Here is a 7,334-nt window from a genome sequence, read left to right as displayed (position 1 = left end):
ACTACAGTATCTGCTGAGAGCAACAAGAAAGCGCAAGAAGACCGCAAACGTCTATCTAAAATCTCAGCGACTATGGGGGAATACCTCGCTAAGTCTATCGGTCTGCCAAATACAGAAGCAGCGGTTGCTAAGGTCAATGCTGCTGTAACAGCTATAGAAGAAGCATTGAAAACTCCAAATGCTGACCTTACAGCAGTTATCAAGCAAGCCACATCTGCGCAAAACTCAATCGTCAACGCTGTTCTCCGTGCTAATAACGGTAAACGTAGTGTGCTAAATGGTAGACAGATGGAGCGAGGAGTTAGCTTTAGGGAGGTAGCGCCTGAGAATACTCCAGGAAATACTAATTTTGGAAAGGCTACAGTTGCCTATGTGATATCAGAGGAAGAATCAAAACGTGAGCCTTTGGCAAATGGATACAAACCTGGCACCTATATCTATGCAACAGAAGGACGACAGGGAAATAACCAAGAACCTGGTAAGGCAAATATCGCCACTCGAGTTGAAGTGAAAAATATTCGTAACCAAGTTTATATGACTTCAACGAGACGCGGTAATACGACAGAATGGGAAGTTACTTTTAATAATACTGGCGAACATCATGATAATCCCTATTTCTACTTTACTGTACCAAAAGGCCATGTTATTACTCGCATGGAAGTTTGGCAAAAAGATAATGCTAATTCAAATTCAACATGGAATTTGTTAGGGAAAAGTGAAGGGAACAACACCAACGAGGCTAGTAAGGCTTTTCTAAGTAATTCTAAAAGTGAATTCCTCAGAGCAGCTATTGGGAATGCTAAAAATAATGGTGGTGGATCTTACTATGATAATGTGGCTGGTGTAGGTCCAAGTGGGGTTGGTAGAGGTTCACTAACTAGCTTGAGGGACTTTGCCTTTAATAATCCAGATGCGTATTATCAGACAGATAAAATATCGGATAAGATAAAAAAGGCTGGGGACTTCGCCTTTAATACTATCGAAGAGGCTACAGCTAATGTATTTGCCATTAATCCTAGAGGCTCTGCTCGTCAGGAAGTATATAAATTCAAATATACAACGACTAGTCCAACAAATACTGATGATTTTTATATGGCTGGTTTCCGTTCCTTAGAAAATTCGCGCCATAAAAACTACCTACAAATGAATGGTTCTCCGGCACGCTATTCGTTAGAGTTGAAATCAGGAGTTCCGTCTACTTTTTTGAAGTATGGGAAATTAAATGCTTTAACTTCAGGGAGTGTAAGCAGCATTGCGAATATTTATGATAATTTAGAAGGGAAAAAAACTGATGCGCCTGTTGGAAATGTTACCTACTCAATCAAAGGAAGAACTGATGGTAGCGACTGGATTAGATATCAGGCTAATACTAGAACAATTAGCTTTTCTAGAGGTCATAATGAACTGACTGTTGCTACGCCACATTCGGGTTCATTTACGCTTCCGTTTAAAATTGTGACTCAAGCTGATGTTTATGAGCCTGTGATTGATCAAGGAGTTGCATCTAATAGGGTTTCTAAAGACCAAATGGTTGATCCAGCATCTTTTGTTAAAAAAATAGATGATAAGTCAAATACTATACCAGGTTTCCAATTTCCCCAGGATAGTGACGATTATAATGACCAGGTAACTAATCAGCGACATAATAATGGTTTTGATTTCCATTGGCCTAATGTTCTTCCGAATACTAAACAAGTTTCATCTGATGTTCAAAATAAGGTTGGAAATTTAAATATCAAGAACGTGGAATGGGTTGGTAGTAGTAATAAAATTGGTTCGGGTATAGGGGAAAATATGGCTGTTAAAGCCAGAGTGGATGGGAAAGAAGTTTACTTATCTGTACCTGATAGTATGGATATCTCACGACTGGGAGATGAACTGACTAATGAAGATAAGAAGGCGATTCTTAAATACCATGATTTAGATGTAAAAGCTACGATTACTGGAACTAAAATAGGATTAAGCAAGCAACTTAAGACTATTTATAAAGATGATGAGGGTGGCGATTCTGTCGATGTTTCAGAAGTTTTCTTTGAAAATGTTGCTAAGTCTACTGCAACAAAACCTCAAGTTAATCCTAAAAATGATGGTAGTGTCGTTGTTAGTCCTGCGACCGATAATGATAAAGTGACTATATCCTATACACCGACTACGTCTACAACTGCTAACACTCCTACTCAAATTACGATTAAAAAATCTGGAACTAAATGGAAAAATACTGATCCCCTTCCAGCTGGGGTTACTTTAGATAAATCGAATGGTAATGTGACTATTTCCGAAGAGGCAGTCAAAGATAACACTCCAGTTAATGCAACGTCTTATAACTTTAACTCAGATGGAGCGACAACCACTGCCACTGCGAAGGCACCGTATAAAGCCAAATCAGACCGCTTTTATGCAGTTGAAGGAGAAAATTCCACTCAACTTAACCCTCGTGACTTTGTTGTAGATGGAGATGGTAGAGCTTTACCTTTAGGTACAAGTGTTAAGTGGAAAGATAACACCCTAGATTTATCAACTCCTGGTAAGAAAACAGCAACCTTGCTCGTTACTAAAGGAAGTGAGACTAAGGAAGTTGAGTATCATTATACGGTTTATCCGAAGATTAAAGCGAGAACAGAAAACGGAGTCACAGGTAAGTTCTTTGCATTCAAAGGAACGAAAGAAGCTAACCTCAGTAAAGTTGATGGAGGTTGGGCTAATCCGTATGGTAGAAATATAGAGGGATATACAAATCTAAATGATTTGAAGGCCAACAGTGATGTTAAATGGTCCTATAAGTATCGTTTAAATGGTACAGGTGAAGAAAAGGTAACCGCTGTTGGAAAAGACACGTTTGGTGAAGTATGGTATACAACCAAGGAGGAATCAAGGTGGCCGGATCCTGTAAGTCACAAGACGACTTATACTGTGACAGCCGTCTATCCAACAGGTCGCTTCGGAACTGCATCAACTAACGATCGGGCTCTTACAAGCGAGACAACTTTTGAGTATACGGTAGTTGATCCGGTAGCTAAGAAAGTTTATGAGACAACAGTCGGGAATACAGCTCCTTTGAATGAAATTATTCAGGATCCAGGCAAGGCGATTAAGAATTCTAAGGATGGTGTGCCGATTCCAGATGGTCCGACAGCTGCGACTAAGACCACTTACAGCTGGGTATCTGCACCAGGTGCTAGTACAGTAAGTACTCCTGGTATCAAAAAGGAAGATGTCACAGTTACCTTGCCAAAAGGAGCTCAAACTGCGAATAATAGTCATGCAATCGTTCCTGTAACCATCAAAGTTAGACCGAATCCACCGCAGATCTCAACAGATCAGGTAACGAATACAGGTGGACTTCCGAGTCGTGATATTACTGTAACAAACGCTCTCCCAGATGCGACGGTAACCTTGACAATCAATGGCAAACAACTTACATCTAGAACAGCAGATAATAAAGGAAGAGTGACGTTTCCTGCAAGTGAATTAGCAGACAGTAACGGCTTGCTTCAAACAGGGCCAGTGACTGTTAAACAAAGTAAGGAATTTGATAATCCAGTAACAGGTCAAAAGGAAACGTTGACATCTGATGAAAGAACAGTTGCAATTACAGCTGAAACTGAAAAACCACATGTAAGCTACAAAGTCACAATCGATGGTAAAGAGCCTAAGAAAGATAGTAAGGGTTACTACTTGTTCTACGCAGGTGATAACATCAAGGTTGAATTTAGCGCTACTGACAATAGTGGAAAATTGAAAAAAGTGACCTTTAACCAAGGGGCTAATGAGTTAACGAATTTCTTTAATGACACTACCAATACGTATGGAAGTGGTGATGTACCTAAAATCGAAAGCATTGTAAATCAAGATCAAACAACAAGGGCAACGATAGGTAAAGTTAAAGATGATTTAACATATGATTCAGGGCATAAATGGACGCGACAAATTAAGGCAGTAGATCCAAGTGGTAATGAAAGTGATACCAACCTAGATGAAGCGAAATTTGGTATCCAACAAGGACGTTTGGCGGATAAATTCCGAGGGGAACAGCCAACAGATGCAGTTGTAGTTGCCAACCCAAACTCCTTGACAGAGCCAGAACGCGCTAAGATTCTTGCGGCAGTGAAGGCAGCTAATCCTAAAGATACGAATCGTATTAAAGATGGAGATGAAGGCTATAAAATATCAAAAGATGGTACCGTAACAATCACTTATAAGGATGGTACTTCTACTACGGTTCCACCAAAGGTAAAATATGGTGTTGAGAAAGTAGCAGATAAGTTTTATGCAATTAGTGACGAAACCGTAGCAAGTCTAAATCCAAAGGATTTTGTTCGTGGAGTGGGGAATCAACCTTTACCAGCAGGAACAACTGTTACGTGGAAGAAAGGAAGTGAGCCGACATTTACTGTAGGAGAAAATCGTACTGCGAAGTTGGTAGTTACCTATCCAGATAAGCGTCAACAGCCGGATGAAATTGAGTATAATTATACTGTTTATGAAAAACTGCAAACATTCACAAGAAACGGATTTAAAGGCAAGTTTTATGCTTTTAAAGCCAATCAAGGTAATGAACGTATAACTGGTGGCAACTGGGCAAATAATGTTGGGCGTGATTCTTATTTGTATACCAATGTTGATAAACTTCCTGCAGGTACTAAATGGTCTTATAAATATCAGTTAAATAATACAGGAGAAGAGAAAACAACTCCTATCGCTACTGATAAATTTGGTAATGTATGGCATACCACTGTGGACTCAAATCCGGAAAATCAACCCACAAGCCACCATACGACATATACAGTAAAAGCGGTTTATCCTACAGGCCGTTTTGGAACTGTGTCATCTAGTAATCCAGCATTAACGCGTGAGGCAACTTTTGAGTATACGGTAGTTGATCCAGTAGCTAAGAAAATTTATGAGACAACAGTTGGGAATAAGGCTCCATTAGCAGATATTATTGCTACCCCAGGTAATGCAATTGTAAATTCAACAAATAGTGTAACCATACCAAGAGATACAACATATGAGTGGTTAGATTTAGATGCTGATACTATCGTTTCAGCTCCAGGTGTGTATGTAAGAAATGTCAAAATGATTTTGCCTGAAAGTACTACGAAGCCAGAATCTGATCCTCAGTATGTTCCAGGTAGAAATAGTGAACATGTTCCTATAACGATTAAGGTGAAACCAAAAACACCACAAATCGCAGATGATCAAGTGAAACTACAAGGTGGCCTGCCAAATCGTAGTATTACTGTGACAGATGTGACACCAGGTGCGACAGTAACCTTGACGATTGGTAATCAGACAATCAAGAAAGAGGTTCCAGCTGGCGCAACAAGTGTTACATTTACCCCACCTATTAATCCAAGTTCACCGAATAAAAATAATGGTGAAATAGATTACACAGCCTTTCCTAATGGAGTGCTTCCCACAGGTGAGATTACTGTGAAGCAGGAAAAAGAAGTGACTCTCCCAGGTGGCGGTAAGGAAACATTAACTTCTGGAGTAACTACGAAAGAAATCACTAAGGAAACAGAAGCGCCAAAAGTTACTGTTAAGGTTCAAGTTCTTCGTGATGGCAAGTGGGTAGATGCTCCTAAAGATTCACAGGGAAGAAATAAAATCTATGCGGGTGACCAGTTCCGTGTTAGAGTTGAAACTTGGGATAATAGTGGAAAAGTTACTCATATAGAAGCTTGGAACAATGAGACTAATGAACAGTTGAACTATGTTACAAGAAATGTAATTGATCATTCTACAGGAGGGATTGCTAATCAAAGAACAAATAAATTAACAGATGCGTCTCAAGCACAGCCTTATACTCATAATTTAACGAGTGATGGAACTTATAATGCTAATCAAGTATTTAATCCAAGCAAAGATTATACTAATACTGCAACACCAGATAATGATGATACACCCAATATTTGGACACGTTTTGCAAGGGTTAAAGATTTGTCTGGCAATTTAAAGGTTGAAAAGTATGTCATTGTACAAGCTCCGTTGAGTGAGAAATATACTCCGAATTCCCCAGTAATTCAGGTGGAAAATCTTACTACACCAACAGAAGCTGATAAGAAAAAGATTCGTAAGGCGATTGAAGATGCGAATCCTAATATGCAGATAAAAACTGTCTCTGTAGGTAGAGATGGTACGGTCACAGTTACCTATAATGATGATACGACGGATATATTTAAGCCGAAATTATCTGACTCGGATTACAGATCGCAAAGTGCCTCAACAAGCGCGGTAGCATCTACCTCAGCAAGCACAAGTGCTGTAGCCTCTACCTCAGCGTCAACAAGTGCCGTAGCGTCTACGTCAGCAAGCACAAGTGCCGTAGCGTCTACGTCAGCAAGTACAAGCGCTGTAGCGTCTACGTCAGCAAGCACAAGTGCTGTAGCGTCTACGTCAGCAAGTACAAGTGCCGTAGCGTCTACGTCAGCAAGTACAAGTGCCGTAGCATCTACCTCAGCAAGCACTAGCGCTGTAGCATCTACATCAGCAAGTACTAGCGCCGTAGCGTCTACCTCAGCGTCAACAAGTGCGGTAGCGTCTACCTCAGCGTCAACAAGTGCGGTAGCCTCTACCTCAGCAAGCACAAGCGCCGTAGCGTCTACGTCAGCATCAACAAGTGCAGTAGCGTCTACGTCAGCATCAACAAGTGCAGTAGCGTCTACGTCAGCATCAACAAGTGCCGTAGCGTCTACGTCAGCAAGCACAAGCGCAGTAGCATCTACCTCAGCATCAACAAGCGCTGTAGCGTCTACATCAGCGTCAACAAGTGCAGTAGCGTCTACGTCAGCATCAACAAGTGCCGTAGCGTCTACGTCAGCAAGCACAAGTGCTGTAGCGTCTACCTCAGCAAGTACAAGCGCTGTAGCGTCTACGTCAGCAAGCACAAGTGCAGTAGCGTCTACGTCAGCAAGTACAAGTGCTGTAGCATCTACCTCAGCAAGCACAAGTGCCGTAGCGTCTACCTCAGCATCAACAAGTGCCGTAGCGTCTACATCAGCAAGCACAAGCGCTGTAGCGTCTACCTCAGCAAGCACAAGTGCGGTAGCGTCTACCTCAGCATCAACAAGTGCGGTAGCCTCTACCTCAGCGTCAACAAGTGCGGTAGCCTCTACATCAGCAAGTACTAGCGCGGTAGCCTCTACCTCAGCGTCAACAAGTGCCGTAGCGTCTACATCAGCAAGCACTAGCGCGGTAGCCTCTACATCAGCAAGTACTAGCGCGGTAGCCTCTACATCAGCAAGCACAAGCGCGGTAGCGTCTACCTCAGCAAGTACAAGCGCTGTAGCGTCTACGTCAGCAAGCACAAGTGCTGTAGCGTCTACGTCAGC

The 7,334-nt window shown here is 41.6% G+C and carries 1 protein-coding gene; it reads left to right on the top strand.

Annotated elements, in window-relative coordinates:
* Positions 1-7,334, top strand: a 7,334-nt coding sequence (locus N8L90_RS09605; protein WP_314725738.1) for a MiiA motif-containing surface protein, incomplete at both ends; no start/stop codon positions are given.

Origin of the sequence: Streptococcus mitis (assembly GCF_946190115.1) — a bacterium.
In the GTDB taxonomy this organism is placed as follows: domain Bacteria; phylum Bacillota; class Bacilli; order Lactobacillales; family Streptococcaceae; genus Streptococcus; species Streptococcus mitis_CO.
The sequence above is the reverse complement of the archived record's forward strand: the minus strand, read 5'-3'. Positions and strand labels throughout refer to the sequence as shown.